Origin of the sequence: Streptomyces sp. NPDC017993 (genome assembly GCF_044328065.1) — a bacterium.
Taxonomy (GTDB): Bacteria; Actinomycetota; Actinomycetes; order Streptomycetales; family Streptomycetaceae; genus Streptomyces.
Genome location: NZ_JBIRGO010000005.1, coordinates 452600 through 469262 on the forward strand (window position 1 = coordinate 452600; position 16663 = coordinate 469262).

Consider the following 16663-nt stretch of genomic DNA (forward strand, 5'->3'; position numbering starts at 1 on the left):
GTTGGGAAGGGATCTGTCGCGATTACGGCGGCGAACCGGTGCGTTTCGGCTGCCGCGCGCCGGGCCGGGGCGGGGCCCGGGACCGGGCGGTCCGGTGGGGCAGCGGACGGCCGACGCGCCCCGTACCCGGCGTTGGGCCGGGCGAGTGGCCTTGGGGCTGCGGTCGACGTGTCGGGCGCCCCGGCGCGGATCGGTCGCCTTCAGTAGGGGTGCCATAGATGTGATGAGCCGCAAAGTCGGCCGAACGTGTTGCGCCGGAGAGGGCCCAGGCGGCGGCGCGGCACGGGCGAGCCCGGAGGTAACAGTCATGACCGACCACGACAGCCTTTCAGGCCGCGCGGCGTGCCGCGGGCGCCGCTGTGCCGCGCTCATCGCGGCGGGCGTACTGCTCCCGCTGCCCGTACTGACCGGATGCAGCGGGGACGACTCGGAGGCGTCCGCCGCCGCGTCCCAGGACATCGGCCGGGTGGCGCGGGGCCAGCTGAAGGACGGCGGCACCGTGCGCTGGGCGGTCGACTCGATGCCCGGCACGCTCAACGCGTTCCAGGCCGACGCCGACGCGAGCACCGCACGGATCGCCGGCGCGGTGCTGCCCAGCCTGTTCACCGTCGACGGGCGCGGCAGACCGCAGCGCAACGCCGACTACCTCCAGGCCGCGGACATCAGTGCCCGCGAGCCCAAGCAGGTCGTCACGTACAAGATCAACCCGAAGGCGCGGTGGAGCGACGGACGGGCCATCGGCGCAGCGGACTTCATCGCCCAGTGGAACGCGCTGCGCGGCAAGGACAACGCCTACTGGAGCGCCCGTAACGCCGGCTACGACCGGATCGACGAGGTCCGCAAGGGTGCCAACTCCCGTGAGGTCAAGGTCACCTTCGGCAAGCCGTACGCCGACTGGCGGTCGCTCTTCACGCCGCTCTACCCCAAGAGCGTGATGGGCCGGGCCAACTCCTTCAACGACACCGCGCGCAAGCAGCTCAAGGTCGGGGCCGGACCGTTCCGGATCAAGAGCCAGGACACCGGGAGCGGGCGCGTCACCCTGGTGCGCAACTCGCGGTGGTGGGGCGAGCGCGCCAAGCTCGACAAGCTCGTGCTGGAGGCGTTGCCCCGCGACAAGCGGTCCGCGGCGCTGGCCGCCGGGACCGTCGACGTCGCCGAGCTGGACCCGGTGGCCGCGAGGAAGGTCGCCTCCGCCCGCCGTGCGGCCGCGGCCGCCGCCCACAAGGGCAAGGACTCCGGCAACGCGGGTCCGCAGGCAGCCGGTGAGCGGAGCGGCGAGCGGAACGACGCGAAGGCGGCACCCGAGAACGCCGCGCTGCGCGGCTACACGGTCCGCAAGGCTCTGGGGTCCGCGTACACCCAGCTCGCGCTCAACGGCAGCACCGGACCGCTCACCGACGAGCGGGTGCGCCGCGCGGTGGCCCGTGCCATCGACCGGCAGGCGCTGGCCGACACGGTCCTCAAGCCGCTCGGGCTGCCCGCCAGGCCGCTCGGCAACCATCTGCGGATGGCGGGGCAGTCCGGCTACGCGGACCACAGCGACGCGCTCGGCGGCCGCGACGCCGGCGCCGCCACGGCGCTCCTCGCCGAGGCCGGCTGGAAGCCGGGCACCGGCGCCGAGCCGGATGTCAGCCCGCAGCCGGCCAAGCAGGGCGACGCGTCGGCGCCCGCCGCCTCCGCCGCCGAGGCCGACGACGGCCGCAACTCCGCGCGGCTGGGCGGCGCCCCCGCGGAAGCCCACGTGGGGAGCACCGACCTGGAGGCGGACGGCCGCCCGGCGGCCGCCGAGGCTCCGCTGTCCTCCGCCGGTGCGGTGGGCTCCGAGGTCCAGCAGGCCGCCCTGCTGCGGCAGAGTGCCTCCTTCTACAAGGCCGAGGCCGCCGCACAGGAGGAGTCGGCCGACGGGGACACCACGTCCGGCGCCTACACCAAGGCCCAGCGGTACAGGAAGCGCGCGGCCAAGGCACTCGGGGCCGCCGAGATGATCGAGACGGGCCAGCGGCGGCATCTGCCGGGATCCGGCGCCATCGCGGCCGCCAGGCCGATGACCGCGGCCCAGGCACGCGAGGCGGAGGCAGTCGCGAAGCGGGACGCGGCCGCGGCGTCGCTGGCCGCCTCCGACGCCCGGGACGATCAGGAGCCGGCCGGCCGGGCGGCGGGCTACGAAGGCCACCGCTCGGCCGCCGAGCGGGCCGCCGACACCTCCGACGCCAAGGCGGACCCGGTGGCGAAGCAGCCCGCCGACGACCGGGACCCCGGCCGTAAGGCGGCCAAGGCCCCGGTCCTGAAGAAGAACGGCAAGCCGCTCACCCTGCGCTTCGTTCTTCCCGACGGCGCGGGCTCCGAGCAGCTGCGCACCGTCGGCGAACGGATCGCCAGGATGCTCGGCAAGATCGGCGTGCAGACCGCGATCCAGCGGGTCGCCGACACCAGCTACTTCCAGGACCACATCGCCTCCGGCGACTACGACATGGCGCTGTACTCCTGGCCCGGCACCGCCTACCCGGCGACCGACGCCCGGCCGATCTACGCCAAGCCGAAGCCGGCGGCCGACGGCTCGCTGACCGTCGAGCAGAACTACACCCGGGTCGGCACCGACCACATCGACCAGCTCTTCGAGCAGGCCACCTCCGAGCTGGACGAAGGCACCTCGCGCAGTCTGGTGGCGCAGGCCGACGCCCGGATCTGGGCCGCCGCCGGATCGATCCCGCTGTACCAGCGGCCCGAGCTGGTGGCCACCAGGAAGTCGCTCGCCAACGTCGGGGCCTTCGGCCTGGCCGCACCCCGCTTCCAGGACATCGGCTACACCAAGGGATAGCGAACAATAGGTAAGAAACCGCAGGTCAGTGGGCGTACGTACGGGCTGGGGCGGCCAACGCCGCCGCAGGCCCGTACGATGGGGTGAGGCCGTGGCGTCTTCATGCCCGGCAGGCGCGCGTACCGGATGGACGCGTCGCCACCCACGATTCCGGGAGAAGCGCCGCCAGTATGCCCACCCGCCACGACATTCGTAACGTAGCCATCGTCGCCCACGTCGACCACGGCAAGACGACCCTCGTCGACGCCATGCTCAAGCAGGCAGGTGCCTTCGCCGCCCACGCCGCCGAGCATCTCGACGACCGCATGATGGACTCGAACGACCTGGAGCGTGAGAAGGGCATCACGATCCTGGCGAAGAACACCGCCGTGAAGTACCACCCCAAGGACGGCGGGGACCCCGTCACGATCAACATCATCGACACCCCCGGTCACGCCGACTTCGGTGGCGAGGTCGAGCGCGGTCTGTCGATGGTGGACGCGGTCGTCCTCCTCGTCGACGCCTCCGAGGGTCCGCTGCCCCAGACCCGCTTCGTGCTGCGCAAGGCACTGTCCGCGCGGATGCCGGTCATCCTGTGCATCAACAAGACCGACCGTCCCGACTCCCGGATCGACGAGGTCGTCAACGAGACGTACGACCTCTTCCTCGACCTGGACGCGGACGAGGAGCAGATCGAGTTCCCGATCGTCTACGCCTGCGCCCGTGACGGCGTCGCGTCGCTGACCAAGCCGGAGGACGGCACCGTCCCGGCCGACAGCGAGGACCTGCTGCCGTTCTTCAGCACGCTGCTGGAGCACGTCCCGGCCCCGCAGTACGACGACTCGCTGCCGCTCCAGGCCCACGTCACCAACCTCGACGCGGACAACTTCCTCGGCCGTATCGCGCTGCTCCGTGTCGAGCAGGGCGAGCTGAAGAAGGGCCAGACCGTCGCGTGGATCAAGCGTGACGGCACGATGTCCAACGTCCGCATCACCGAGCTGATGATGACCGAGGCGCTCACCCGCAAGCCCGCCGAGAAGGCGGGCCCGGGCGACATCTGTGCCGTCGCCGGTATCCCGGACATCATGATCGGCGAGACGCTGGCCGACCCGGAGAACCCGATCGCGCTGCCGCTGATCACGGTCGACGAGCCGGCCATCTCGATGACCATCGGCACCAACACCTCGCCGCTGGTCGGCAAGGGCGGCAAGGGCCACAAGGTCACCGCCCGCCAGGTCAAGGACCGCCTGGACAAGGAGCTGATCGGTAACGTCTCGCTCCGCGTCCTGGACACCGAGCGCCCCGACGCGTGGGAGGTCCAGGGCCGTGGCGAGCTGGCGCTGGCCATCCTCGTCGAGACCATGCGCCGGGAGGGCTTCGAGCTCACCGTCGGCAAGCCCGAGGTCGTCACCAAGGAGGTCGACGGCAAGCTGCACGAGCCCATCGAGCGCCTGACGATCGACTCCCCCGAGGAGCACCTCGGCGCGATCACGCAGCTGATGGCGACCCGCAAGGGCCGCATGGAGACGATGACCAACCACGGCTCCGGCTGGATCCGTATGGAGTGGATCGTCCCGTCGCGCGGCCTGATCGGCTTCCGTACGGAGTTCCTGACCCAGACCCGCGGTACGGGCATCGCGCACTCCCTGTTCGAGGGCCACGAGCCGTGGTTCGGCGAGCTGCGCACCCGCCACAACGGTTCGCTGGTCGCCGACCGCTCCGGTTCGGTCACGCCGTTCGCGATGATCAACCTCCAGGAGCGCGGCGTGATCTTCACGGAGCCGGGCACCGAGGTGTACGAGGGCATGATCATCGGTGAGAACTCGCGCTCCGACGACATGGACGTGAACATCACCAAGGAGAAGAAGCTCACCAACATGCGTGCGGCTTCCGCGGACACCACCGAGAACGTGGTCCCGCCGCGCAAGCTCTCCCTGGAGCAGTCGCTGGAGTTCTGCCGCGACGACGAGTGCATCGAGGTCACCCCGGAGACCGTGCGTATCCGCAAGGTCGTCCTGGACCAGAAGGAGCGCGGCCGCACCGCGTCGCGCGCCAAGCGCTGAGTCCGTCGCCGGGCGCTGCTGACGCCCGGTGCGGAGAACGCCCCGTCGGACCCTGGTCCGGCGGGGCGTTCGGCGTTCCTGCCGCCGACCGAACCGCTGTGACGCCCGCGTCGGTTGAGGCATCGCGCGGCGCGGTGTCAGTGGCCCTTGGCAGGATGGCGGCATGACGGAGAACACGAAGATCGAGACCGGTCAGGACATCGCCACGTTGATCAACATCTTCACTGTCGCGCCGGAGCGGCAGGCGGAGTTGGTGGCGCTGCTGAGCCGGGCGACCGAGCGGACGATGAAGGACAGGCCGGGATTCATCTCGGCGAACATCCATGCCAGCACGGATGGCGAACGGGTGGTCAATTACGCGCAGTGGGAGAGCGAGGAGCACTTCCGGGCGATGCTGGCCGATCCGGTGGCGCGCGAGCACATGACGCAGGCCGCCGACATCGCGGAGAGTTTCGAGCCGCGGATCTTCACCGTGGAGTCCGTGCACCACGCGTAGCGCGCTGCCGGCGGCGGGCGGGGCAGGGTTCCGCCCGCGATCGGTCATACGGGGGGTTTTCCAGGGTTTTCGGAGCAGTGGCGGACATCGCTGGAGTGCGGTACGTCCTCTTTTGGGATCTTATGTTGCCTAAGTGCGACCAAGGACCTGAGGAGGCACCCATGCGTGGAGCCACGCGCGCCCAGTGGGCCGTAGGCGCCGTCGCCCTCGCCCTAGCGGCCACGGCCTGTGGTGGCGGCAGCAGTGCGGACAGCGCCGGGGTGGTCAGTGCCTCCTGGGGGGATCCGCAGAACCCGCTGGAGCCGGCGAACACCAACGAGGTGCAGGGCGGCAAGGTCCTGGAAATGCTGTTCCGGGGGCTCAAGCGGTACAACCCGAAGACCGGCGCCGCGGAGGACGTCGTCGCGGAGAAGATCGAGACGTCCGACTCGCAGAACTACACGGTGACGCTGAAGGACGGCTGGACCTTCAGCAACGGGGAGAAGGTCACCGCGAAATCCTTCGTGGACGCCTGGAATTACGGCGCGCTGCTCACCAACAAGCAGAAGAACGCGCCGTTCTTCCAGTACATCGACGGCTTCGACGAGGTCCACCCGGAGAGCGGCACCCCGACGGCCAAGACGATGTCGGGGCTGACGGTGAAGGACGACAAGACCTTCACCGTGAAGCTCAACCAGAAGTTCTCCAGCTGGCCGGACACCCTCGGCTACTCGGCCTTCATGCCGCTGCCGCAGACCTTCTACACCGATCACGACGCCTGGGTGAAGAAGCCGGTCGGCAACGGGCCGTACGTCGTGGATTCCTACGTCAAGGGCTCCGCGCTGAAGATGCGCAAGTGGGAGAAGTACCCGGGCACGGACCCGGCCCAGAACGGCGGCATCGACCTGCGGGTCTACACCGACAACAACACCGCCTACACCGACCTCCAGGCCGGCAACCTCGACCTCGTCGACGACGTGCCCGCCGCGCAGCTGAAGAACGTCAAGGCCGACCTCGGCGACCGCTACATCAACCAGCCCGCCGGCATCATCCAGACCCTCACCTTCCCGATGTACGACAAGAACTGGAACGGGCCGGGAAAGGAGAAGGTCAGGCGCGGGATCTCGATGGCGATCGACCGCGCGCAGATCACCGACGAGATCTTCCAGAAGACCAGGACACCCGCCACGGACTGGACCTCTCCGGTGCTCAAGGAGGAGGGCGGATACAAGGCGGGCCTGTGCGGCGACGCGTGTGAATTCAACGCGGACGAGGCCAAGAAGCTGATCAAGGAAGGGGGCGGTCTCCCCGGCGGGAAAATGACCATCAGCTACAACGCGGACACCGGGTCGCACAAGGACTGGGTCGACGCGATCTGCAACAGCATCAACAATTCGCTGGACAGCGACAACGCGTGCGTCGGCGCCCCGGTCGGCACGTTCGCCGACTTCCGCAACAAGATCACGGTGCGGCGGATGACCGGGCCTTTCCGCGCCGGCTGGCAGATGGATTACCCGCTGATCCAGAACTTCCTCCAGCCGCTGTACTACACCAACGCCTCCTCCAACGACGGCAAGTTCAGCAACGCCGAATTCGACAAGCTCGTCAACGAGGCGAATGCCTCGACCGACATCGGTGACGCGGTGTCGAAATTCCAGGACGCCGAGAAGATCCTCGCCGACCAGATGCCGGCCGTTCCGCTGTGGTACCAGAACGGCAGTGGCGGCTATTCGGACCGGATCAGCGATGTCGCCCTGAACCCGTTCAGCGTTCCCGTCTACCAGCAGATCAAGGTCGGCTGACGGGGACGGCGCCGCGGCGCGGACTTCCGGTCCGCGCCGGGCGCCCCGCCACCCGCGCATGCCCGGTCCGCTCGTACCCCAGAATCCGGAGCCCTCATGGGACGCTATGTGATCCGGCGGCTGCTGCAGATGATCCCGGTGTTCATCGGCAGCACGTTCCTGATCTTCTTCATGGTGTACGCGCTGGGTGACCCGGTGGCCGCGATGTTCGGCGACCGGGCACCCGACCCCGCCACCGCCGCCCAGATCCGCGCCGACCTCTACCTCGACCAGCCGCTGTGGAAGCAGTACCTGCACTACATGGGGCAGATCTTCCAGGGCGACTTCGGCACCGCGTTCAACGGGCAGCCGGTCACCGAGCTGATGGCCGAGGCATTTCCCGTCACGCTGCGACTCACGCTCGTCGCCATCGTGATCGAGATGGTGGTCGGCATCGTGCTCGGGGTGTTCAGCGGCCTGCGCCGCGGCCGGACGATCGACACCTCCGTCCTCGTCCTCACCCTGGTCGTGGTCTCCATCCCGACCTTCGTCAGCGGATACCTCCTGCAATTCCTCTTCGGGGTGCAGTGGAACTGGGTCAAGCCGACCGTCTCCTCCGACGCGCCGTTGAACGAACTCCTGCTGCCGGGGGTGGTGCTGGCCCTGGTCTCGCTGGCGTACGTGACCCGGCTGACGCGTACCTCCATCGCGGAGAACGCCCGCGCCGACTACGTGCGCACAGCCGTCGCGAAGGGGCTGCCCCGGCACCGGGTCATCACCCGCCACCTGCTGCGCAACTCCCTGATCCCGGTCGTCACCTTCATCGGCACCGACATCGGCGCCCTCATGGGCGGGGCGATCGTCACCGAGCGCATCTTCAACATCCATGGCGTCGGATTCCAGCTCTACCAAGGAATTCTGCGGCAGAACTCACCGACCGTGGTGGGCTTCGTGACGATTCTGGTCCTGGTCTTCCTCGCCGCCAATCTCCTCGTCGACCTGTTGTACGCCGTCCTCGACCCGAGGATCCGCTATGCCTGAGCCGTACGTACCCAAGGAAGCCGTCACCCCCGGCGACGGCGGTGCCGCCGCGCTGGCCATCGGCGAGGCGGAGTCGCTGGAGCGGCCGCCTTCGGCGCAACCGCCCGGGGGCGCACCCACCGGCAAGCCACGCAGCCTGTGGAGCGACGCCTGGCACGACCTGCGCCGCAACCCGATCTTCGTGATCTCCGCGCTGGTCATCCTCTTCCTGGTGACCATCGCGATCTGGCCGCAGCTCATCGCCGACGGCAACCCCTACCGGGGAGACCTGGCGAAGGCGCAGGCGGGCGCCGAGCCGGGCCACCCCTTCGGCTTCGACACCCAGGGCAGGGACGTCTACACCCGGGTCGTCTACGGCGCCCGCGCGTCCATCACCGTCGGCGTCTGCGCCACCGCAGGCGCCGCCCTGCTGGGCAGCCTGCTGGGCGGGCTGGCCGGCTTCTTCGGCGGCTGGTGGGACACCCTGCTCTCCCGGCTCGCCGACATCTTCTTCGGCATCCCGGTGATCCTCGGCGGCCTGGTCTTTCTCTCCGTGGTCGTCAGCTCGACCGTCTGGCCGGTGGTCGGCTTCATCGTGCTCCTGGGCTGGCCGCAGATCTCCCGCATCGCACGCGGCTCCGTGGTCACCGCCAAGCAGAACGACTACGTCCAGGCCGCGCGGGCCCTGGGCGCCGGCAACGGGCGGCTGCTGCTGCGGCACATCGCGCCGAACGCCGTGGCCCCGGTGATCGTCGTCGCCACCATCGCGCTCGGTACGTACATCTCCCTGGAGGCGACGCTGTCCTACCTCGGCGCGGGCCTGAAGCCGCCCACCGTCTCCTGGGGCATCGACATCTCCGCGGCCTCCACCTTCATCCGCAACGCCCCGCACATGCTGCTGTGGCCGGCCGGCGCCCTGAGCATCACGGTGCTGGCGTTCATCATGCTCGGCGACGCGGTGCGTGACGCCCTCGACCCCAAGCTGCGCTGAGGAGCCGGCAGATGACCGACCACGACCAGCCCCCGCCGACCGCGCAACCTCCGCTGCTCGACGTACGTGATCTGCGGGTGGAGTTCCGCACCCGGGACGGCGTCGCCAAGGCCGTCAACGGCGTCACCTACCGCGTGGCGGCCGGGCAGACGCTGGCGGTGCTCGGCGAGTCAGGATCCGGCAAGTCCGTCACCGCGCAGGCCGTGATGGGCATCCTCGACTCGCCGCCGGGCTATGTGACCGGCGGCGAGATCTTCTTCCAGGGGCGCGATCTGCTCAAGCTCGGCAACGAGGAGCGACGCAAGGTCCGCGGCGCGAAAATGGCGATGATCTTCCAGGACGCGCTGTCGTCACTGAATCCGGTGCTCAGCGTCGGCGCGCAGCTCGGGGAGATGTACGAGGTCCACGCGGGCGTCTCGCGCAAGCGGTCCCGGGCGAAGGCCGTGGAGCTGATGGAGCGGGTCGGCATCCCCGCGGCCAAGGAGCGGGTGGGGGACTACCCGCACCAGTTCTCCGGGGGCATGCGGCAGCGCATCATGATCGCGATGGCGCTGGCCCTGGAGCCGGACCTGATCATCGCGGACGAGCCGACGACGGCGCTGGACGTCACCGTTCAGGCCCAGGTGATGGATCTGCTGGCGGAGTTGCAGCGCGAGTTCACCATGGGCCTGATCCTGATCACCCACGACCTCGGGGTGGTCGCGGACGTCGCCGACACGATCGCGGTGATGTACGCCGGGCGGATCGTGGAGACCGCCCCCGTCCACCAGCTCTACAAGGCACCCGCGCACCCCTACACCCGCGGCCTGCTGGACTCCATCCCGCGGCTGGACCACAAGGGCCGGGAGCTGTACGCGATCAAGGGTCTGCCGCCCAACCTGACGGCCATCCCGCCGGGTTGCCCGTTCCACCCGCGCTGCCCGCTGGCGCGGGACATCTGCCACACCGACCTGCCCCCGCTGTTCGACGTGGGGCCCGGCCGCGCCAGCGCCTGCCACTTCTGGAAGGAGACCCTCGATGGAGCACGGTGACACCGGCCGGGTCGCGAACGGCGGCGGGCAGGGCACGGTGCCCCCGGGACCGCCGGGGCCGCTGGGGCCGCCAGGGCCGCAGGGTCCGCCGGAAGGCGCCACGGGGCGGGCCGACCGGCTCCGCAAGCCGGGCGGTGTGGCCGTAGGGGCGGTCGGCGAGCCGATCCTGGAGATCCGCGACCTGGTCAAGCACTACCCGCTGACCCAGGGCATCGTGATCCGGCGCCAGGTCGGCGCGGTCAAGGCCGTCGACGGCGTCTCCTTCGACCTCTGCAAGGGCGAGACGCTGGGCATCGTCGGCGAATCCGGCTGCGGCAAGTCGACCGTCGCCAAGATGCTCGTCGGCCTGGAGCGGCCGACGTCCGGTCAGATCCGCTACCAGGGCCAGGACATCAGCAAGCTGTCCGGCCGGGCGCTGAAGGCCGTACGCCGCAACATCCAGATGGTCTTCCAGGACCCCTACACGTCCCTGAACCCCAGGATGACGGTCGGCGACATCGTCGGCGAGCCGTACGAGATCCACCCCGAGGTGGCTCCCAAGGGCGACCGGCGCAAGAAGGTCCAGGACCTTCTCGACGTGGTGGGCCTCAACCCCGAGTACATCAACCGCTATCCGCACCAGTTCTCCGGCGGCCAGCGTCAGCGCATCGGTATCGCCCGCGGGCTGGCCCTCAACCCCGAGGTCATCATCTGCGACGAGCCGGTCTCGGCACTGGACGTCTCCGTGCAGGCCCAGGTCATCAACCTGATGGAGCAGCTCCAGGCCGAATTCGACCTGTCGTACGTGTTCATCGCGCACGACCTGTCCGTGGTGCGGCACATCTCCGACCGGGTGGCGGTGATGTACCTCGGCCGGCTCGCCGAGATCGGCACCGAGGAGCAGATCTACGACCACCCCACCCACCCCTACACCCAGGCCCTGCTCTCCGCCGTCCCCGTGCCCGACCCCGAGGCCCGCGAGCAGCGTGAGCGCATCCTGCTGACCGGAGACGTCCCCTCGCCCGCCAACCCGCCCTCCGGCTGCCGGTTCCGCACCCGCTGCTGGAAGGCGCAGGACCTGTGCGCGCGGGTGGTTCCGCCGCTCGAAGTGCCGGAGGAGTTCCGGGACGGCGACACCCCGGCCGCGCACGACTCCGCCTGCCACTTCGCGGAGGAGCGGCACGTGGTGCCCGGCGAGTAGTCGTCCGTCCGCGCGGGGCGCCCGTGCGGGAACGCAGGAGCCCGCCTCCCGTCGTACTGCGGGGGCGGGCTCCTGCTGGTCGCGCAGGCGGCGAGGGCCGGGTCAGAGCGTCTTGTCGGTCTTTCCGGTGCCCTCGGCGGACGCGGCGTCCTCGATCGCGGCCAGTGCCGGGTCGAGGATGATGTCCTCGCCGCGGGCCGCGGTCGTGGGCTCCTCGGGGAAGTGGCAGGCGGTGAGGTGCCCCGCCTGGTTCCCGCCGATCTGCACGAGCGGCGGCTCCTCCCTCGCGCACTTGTCCTGGGCCTTCCAGCAGCGCGTACGGAACCGGCAGCCGGAGGGCGGGTTGACGGGCGAGGGAACGTCACCGGCGAGGCGGATCCGCTCGCGGTCCTCCTCCTCGGACTCCACCAGCTTGGCCTCGGGCACGGCCGAGAGCAGTGCGTGGGTGTACGGGTGCCGCGGCCGGTTGTAGATCTCCTCGCGGCTGCCCACCTCGACGATCTTGCCGAGGTACATCACCGCGACGCGCTCGCTGAAGTGCCGCACGATCGCTAGGTCGTGGGCGATGAACAGGAACGCGATGCCCAGCTCGCGCTGGAGCTTCTGGAGCAGGTTGACGACCTGGGCCTGGATCGAGACGTCCAGCGCGGAGACCGGCTCGTCGGCCACGATCAGCTTCGGCTCCAGCGCGAGCGCGCGGGCCACGCCGATGCGCTGCCGCTGGCCGCCGGAGAACTCGTGCGGGAAGCGGTTGTAGTGCTCCGGGTTGAGACCGACGGTCTCCAGGAGCTCGCGGATCCGCTTCTCCCGGCCGCCGGTCGGATTGATCCCGTTGATCTCCATCGGGCCACCGATGATGGTGCCGACCGTCTGCCGCGGGTTGAGCGAGGCGTACGGGTCCTGGAAGATCATCTGGATCTGCGAGCGGACCGGCGCCAGCGCCTTGCGGTTGGCGTGCGTGATGTCCTGGCCCGCGTAGGTGATCTTGCCGGAGGTCGGCTCCATCAGCCGGGTGAGCAGCCGCCCGGTGGTGGACTTGCCGCAGCCCGACTCACCGACCAGGCCGAAGCTCTCGCCCGCGTGCACGGTCAGGTCGACGCCGTCGACCGCCTGGACCGCGCCGACCTTCCGCTTGAACGGAAAACCGCCGTGGATCGGGAAGTGCTTGGTCAGCCCCTCGGCGGTGAGGAGGGGCTCGCCCTGCGGGGGCGCGGCGTCGCGGGGCGCGGGGAGGGTGACGTGGTCTGTCATGGTGGTGGCTCCCTAGCCCAGCCGGGGCTTGATCTGCTCGGTGAAGAGGGTCTGCTTCTGCTCGGCGCCGAGGTGGCACGCGGAGGCGCGTCCCAGCTCTAGCAGCGGCCGCTCGTCGGTGCAGCGGCTGCCGCCGACCTCGTGGACGAATCCGCAGCGTGGGTTGAAGGCGCAGCCGGACGGCGGGTTGAGCAGGCTCGGCGGGGTGCCGGGGATCGGGTACAGGGCCTCGCTGACGTCCGAGGAGAGCCGCGGCATGGAGCTCAACAGGCCCCAGGTGTACGGGTGCTGGGGCTGGGTGAGGATCTCCTTGACGGAGCCTCGCTCCACCGCCCGGCCGGCGTACATCACCAGCAGGTCGTCCGCGGTGTTGGCGACCACCCCGAGGTCGTGCGTGATCAGGATGATCGCGGAACCGAACTCCTGCTGGAGGTCCTTGAGGAGGTCCAGGATCTGCGCCTGGACGGTGACGTCCAGGGCGGTGGTCGGCTCGTCAGCGATCAGCAGCTCGGGGTTGCAGACCAGCGCCATGGCGATCATGGCGCGCTGGCGCATACCGCCGGAGAACTGGTGCGGGTAGTCGTCCACCCGGAGGGTGGGCTGCGGGATGCCGACCTTGGTCAGCATCTCGATCGCGCGCTGCCGGCCCTCACGCTTGCTGGCGCCGGTGTGCTTGATGTACGGCTCCGCGATCTGCCGGCCGACCGTGTAGTACGGCGACAGCGCGGTCAGCGCGTCCTGGAAGATCATGGCCATCTTGTTGCCGCGGAGCTTTTCCAGGGTCTTCTCCCTGGCTCCGGTCAACTCCTGGCCCTCCAGGGTGATCTCGCCCGCGATCTCGGTCGACTTGGGGTTGTGCAGCCCCAGGACGGCCAGGTTGGTGACGGACTTGCCGGATCCCGACTCGCCGACGATGCCGAGCGTCTGGCCGCGTTCGAGGTCGAAGGAGAGGCCGTCGACCGCCTTGACGATGCCGTCCTCGGTGGAGAACCGCACGTACAGGTCGCGGACGGAGAGGAAGGGGTCCGATCCGGTCGGGGCCGGCTTTCCCTCGGTCTTGGTGAGTGTGGTCACTTCAGGCTCTCCTAGGACAGGCGCACGCGCGGGTCGATGAAGGCGTACGTCGCATCCACGATGATGTTGAACACCAGGATCAGGGCGGCGCTGAAGATCAGCACGCCCAGCACCATGGGCAGATCAAGTGTGACGACGGAATTGATCGCCAGCCGGCCGATGCCCGCCAGCGAGAACGTGAACTCGGTGATCATGGCGCCGCCGAAGAGCGACCCCAGGTCCATGCCGAGGATGGTGACGATGGGGATCAGCGAACCGCGCCAGGCGTAGCGCATGAAGACGTAACGCGCCGGCATGCCCTTGGCCTTGGCCGTACGGACATGCTCCTCCTGGAGCTGCTCGATCATCGTCGAGCGCGACATACGGGTGTACTGCGCGGTGAAGATCGTCGACATGACCAGCCACGGCAGCAGCAGGCCCATGAACCAGCCGGCCGGGTCGCTGGTGATCTCCACGTACTTCGGGGAGGCCATCACGCCGCTGTAGACGAAGATGCCGAGCACGACCGGGCCGAGGATGTAGATCTGCACCGAGCTGAGGACCATGGACACGCCGGTGACGGCCTTGTCCAGCACCGTGCCGCGCTTCCATGCGGCGAGCAGGCCCGCACCGAGTCCGATGGTCAGGAAGACGACGACACCGCCGATGGCCAGCGACGCCGTGGTGGGCAGCCGGTCCATCATCGTCGCCCAGACGTCCTGCTTGGTGGCGAAGGAGTAGCCGAAGCAGGGGGCGTCGCAGCGGCCGACGGTGTAGTCGCGGCCGGTGAAGACACCCGAGAGGAAGTCCCAGTACTGCTGCGGCAGGGGCTTGTCGAGGCCGAGGTTCTGGTGAATGAGGGCGATGTTGTCAGCGGTGCAGTTCTTTCCGCAGGACATCGTGGCCGGGTCGCCCACGGCGAAGAACACGAAGAAGGTGAAGGCGCTCAGCAGGACGAGGGTGACGACCGCGCCGAACGTCCGGCGAAATAGGAAGGGAAGCATGACGATTCGCTGCTCTCAGGACGGCGGCGGCAGTGGGTGTGAGGGGTGAAGGGGAAGGCCCCGGAGAACGCGCGCTCCGCCGTGCGCGCGCTCTCCGGGTGACCTTCGAGGTGCCTACTTCTTGACGAACAGCGTGGTCGGGTCGAGGTAGCTGGCGTCCACGTTGTAGCGGGCACCGCCGATGTTCGAGCCGTGCAGCTGGAGCACCTTGGTGTAGAACACCGGGGCGGCCGGGTTGACCTTCTCCACGATGTACTTGTGCAGCGTCTCCCACTCCTCGGTCGCCTTGGCCGCGTCCGCGATCTTGGAGATGCGGGCGATCTCGGCGTTCACGTGCTTGTCGTTGACGTGCGAGTAGTTCGAGGCGCCGTCCTGGATCGCGGTGCCGTCGTAGGACGGCGGGATGACGGTGGAGGCGTCCGCCCAGTCCTGGCCCCAGCCGGTCATGTAGATGTCGAAGCCGTTGTCGACCTTGCCCATCTGCTGGTACCAGGAGGCCGCGTCGACCTCCTTCTTCTGCACGTCGAAGCCGGCCTTGGTCAGCGCGTCCTCGATGACGACGGCTTCCTTCTGGCGCGCCTCGGTGTTGGAGTACGCGTAGACGAGCTTCATGCCCGTCTTGCCGGCCTCCTTGAGGAGCTTCTTGGCCTTCTCCGGCTCACCGTTCGGGTGCTTGATCTTGCCGTACGGGTCGTAGCCCTTCTGGTAACCCGCGACGGTCGGGGCGAGCAGACCGCCGGCGATCTCACCGCCGTAGCTGCCGCCGTTGACGCGGACGATCTGGCCGTTCGGCAGGGCGTAGGTGATCGCGTCGCGGATCTTCTTGTCCTTGATGCGGTCAAGGTTGAAGTTCATCTGCCAGACGTAGGGCTGGTAGCCCTGCACCAGGCGCTTGCTGGCGCTGGCGTTCTCCAGCACCTGCTTGGTCAGCGTCGGATCCACCGAGTTGGTGAAGCTGACCGCGGTCTTGGCCTCGCCCTGGTCGGCCATCAGGCGCTTGGTGGAGTCGGAGGCCTGGTGGTTGAAGGAGATGTCGTACCCGTCGGGGTACTGGTGACGCATCGGGTCGGTCTTCGGGTCCCAGTTGGTGTTCTTCACCAGCTTCATGGACTTGCCCGACTTGAACGAAGCGATCTTGTACGGGCCCGCGCACACCGGCGCGACGTCGTAGTTGTCCTTCGTGTCCCTCGCGCCTTCCGGGACCGCGCTGTAGCCCGGCATGGTCAGCGCGTACGGCAGCTGCGACTGCGGCTGCTTGAAGTGGAAGACGATGGTCTTCTCGTCCGGGGTGTCCAGAACGCTCTTGGGCAGGTGGTCGCCCTTGTACGGACCGTCCGGCAGCGCCTTGCGGTAGCTGGTGCCCGAGCCCGACAGCCACTGCTGGATGTAGGTCGGACCGTCGGTGATGAACTTCGCGTACTGGCGCTCGAAGGTGTGGCGTATGTCCTTCGAGGTGATCGGCTTGCCGTCGGCGAACTTCACGCCGTCCTTGAGCGTGTACTTCCAGGTCTTGCCGCCGTCGGACATCTGGCCCGAGTCGGTGGCGAGGTCGCCCACCACCGTCGCGTTGCCCTTGTCGTCCTGCTTGAAGGTGGTCAGACCGCGGAAGATCAGCTGCGACAGGACCTTCATGTCGCTGACGTACATCTGCGCCGGGTCCAGGTGGTTGTAGCTGTCACGCTGGAAGACGCGGATGGTGCCGCCGGGCTTGGCGCCCTTGACCGCGACGGCCGGACCGACCGATTCCGCGGCCTTGCCGAGCGGCACGGCCTTCGACTGGCCCGCGGCGTCCTTGTCCGTCTGCGACTGGTCCTTGCCGGAGCTGCTGCCGCTGCTGCAGCCGGTGAGGGCCAGCGAGCCGGCCGCGAGGGCCACGACCAGTGCGCGTGCTCTGCGCGTAGATAGAGCGTTCATGAGGTTCCAAGCACCTGCCTGTCAGTTGGTGTCCAGATGTGCTGTCCAAGGCATCCGGTGGGAGACCGGCGCGGGGGTGACAGCCGCCCCCCTCAAGTGGACG

Annotated in this window: 12 protein-coding genes; 8 read left to right on the forward strand and 4 right to left on the reverse strand. The window is 69.0% G+C overall.

What is annotated here, in order from left to right; all coding sequences use genetic code 11:
- The first annotated feature begins 307 nt into the window (after positions 1 to 307).
- The 8 genes from ACH4FH_RS11610 to ACH4FH_RS11645 all read left to right on the forward strand — a co-directional run bounded on the left by ACH4FH_RS11610 (position 308) and on the right by ACH4FH_RS11645 (position 11338).
- Positions 308 to 2818, forward strand: coding sequence for an ABC transporter substrate-binding protein (locus ACH4FH_RS11610; protein WP_398555574.1), 2511 nt, complete (start codon positions 308 to 310; stop codon positions 2816 to 2818).
- A 170-nt stretch (positions 2819 to 2988) separates the two neighbouring features.
- Positions 2989 to 4860: a translational GTPase TypA gene (gene typA / locus ACH4FH_RS11615; RefSeq protein WP_393896345.1), complete on the forward strand. Its 1872-nt coding sequence runs from the start codon at positions 2989 to 2991 to the stop codon at positions 4858 to 4860.
- Positions 4861 to 5023: 163 nt separating this feature from the next.
- Positions 5024 to 5356, forward strand: coding sequence for an antibiotic biosynthesis monooxygenase family protein (locus ACH4FH_RS11620; RefSeq protein ID WP_398555575.1), 333 nt, complete (start codon positions 5024 to 5026; stop codon positions 5354 to 5356).
- A gap of 161 nt (positions 5357 to 5517) precedes the next feature.
- Positions 5518 to 7137: an ABC transporter substrate-binding protein gene (locus tag ACH4FH_RS11625; protein ID WP_398555576.1), complete on the forward strand. Its 1620-nt coding sequence runs from the start codon at positions 5518 to 5520 to the stop codon at positions 7135 to 7137.
- Positions 7138 to 7233: 96 nt separating this feature from the next.
- Positions 7234 to 8157, forward strand: a complete 924-nt coding sequence (locus ACH4FH_RS11630; RefSeq protein ID WP_398555577.1) for an ABC transporter permease — start codon at positions 7234 to 7236, stop codon at positions 8155 to 8157.
- A complete protein-coding gene (locus ACH4FH_RS11635; RefSeq protein WP_398555578.1) occupies positions 8150 to 9127 on the forward strand; it encodes an ABC transporter permease in 978 nt (325 codons plus the stop codon). The genes ACH4FH_RS11630 and ACH4FH_RS11635 overlap by 8 nt, the downstream gene beginning before the upstream one ends.
- Before the next feature lie 11 nt (positions 9128 to 9138).
- Complete coding sequence (locus ACH4FH_RS11640) at positions 9139 to 10158, forward strand: ABC transporter ATP-binding protein (protein ID WP_398555579.1); 1020 nt, start codon at positions 9139 to 9141, stop codon at positions 10156 to 10158.
- Positions 10145 to 11338 carry an ABC transporter ATP-binding protein gene (locus tag ACH4FH_RS11645; protein WP_398555580.1) on the forward strand — a complete coding sequence of 398 codons (1194 nt, stop codon included), beginning with the start codon at positions 10145 to 10147 and terminating at the stop codon, positions 11336 to 11338. The genes ACH4FH_RS11640 and ACH4FH_RS11645 overlap by 14 nt, the downstream gene beginning before the upstream one ends.
- A 102-nt stretch (positions 11339 to 11440) precedes the next feature.
- Here the strand turns inward: ACH4FH_RS11645 and ACH4FH_RS11650 are convergent, their stop codons facing one another.
- From ACH4FH_RS11650 to ACH4FH_RS11665, 4 genes are all read right to left on the reverse strand, one after another.
- On the reverse strand, positions 11441 to 12589 hold the full coding sequence (locus tag ACH4FH_RS11650; RefSeq protein ID WP_398555581.1) for an ABC transporter ATP-binding protein: 1149 nt from the start codon (positions 12587 to 12589) through the stop codon (positions 11441 to 11443).
- 12 nt (positions 12590 to 12601) lie between these two features.
- Entirely contained in the window at positions 12602 to 13663 is a 1062-nt protein-coding gene (locus ACH4FH_RS11655; protein WP_398555582.1) for an ABC transporter ATP-binding protein, read from the reverse strand.
- A gap of 11 nt (positions 13664 to 13674) precedes the next feature.
- Positions 13675 to 14646: an ABC transporter permease gene (locus ACH4FH_RS11660; protein WP_398555583.1), complete on the reverse strand. Its 972-nt coding sequence runs from the start codon at positions 14644 to 14646 to the stop codon at positions 13675 to 13677.
- A gap of 114 nt (positions 14647 to 14760) precedes the next feature.
- Positions 14761 to 16560 carry an ABC transporter substrate-binding protein gene (locus ACH4FH_RS11665; RefSeq protein ID WP_398555584.1) on the reverse strand — a complete coding sequence of 600 codons (1800 nt, stop codon included), beginning with the start codon at positions 16558 to 16560 and terminating at the stop codon, positions 14761 to 14763.
- Between the last annotated feature and the right edge of the window lie 103 nt (positions 16561 to 16663).